We start from the raw sequence: 525 nt of genomic DNA, 5'->3' as shown, positions 1-525 counted from the left end.
TTTTTTCTTCCTTTGACCCCTACATGTATAACACACTACTCCCCTCAAACTCCATATTTTTAATGATAAACACCTTAATCATTCTTATACTACAATCATCCTTTTGACTAATAAACTCTCGAATCTCTACCCTTAAGTCCCCTGTCAAAGATACAATCTTTACTCAACTATCCCGTACATCTGGTCTTCATCTAAAGGGGCTATCCTCTGTACTATCTGCAATTTTTATTCTTTTAGTAGTGGTAAACCTAATAGGATTAATTCCATACACCTTCAGCACCTCTAGTCACCTAATCTTCACCTTGACTCTAGGCCTCCCCATCTGATTTAGACTCATTTTATCCAGATTCGCAAGAAACCCAAAAAAATCTACTGCCCATTTTCTACCAGACGGAGCACCTGATTGACTTAACCCATTCCTAGTTCTCATCGAAACCACTAGAGTTATAGTCCGACCTTTAACCCTATCATTCCGCCTAGCGGCCAACATAAGAGCTGGTCATATCGTTCTAAGACTGGTGGGAG

1 pseudogene is annotated in these 525 nt (G+C 39.8%); it reads left to right on the top strand.

The window, feature by feature from the left end:
• Nucleotides 1-422: 422 nt before the first annotated feature.
• Nucleotides 423-525: pseudogene (locus L5849_RS17465) on the top strand (F0F1 ATP synthase subunit A); the annotation flags it as partial.

It is taken from the genome of Erythrobacter sp. SN021 (genome assembly GCF_021864455.1).
The sequence above is the reverse complement of the archived record's forward strand: the minus strand, read 5'-3'. Positions and strand labels throughout refer to the sequence as shown.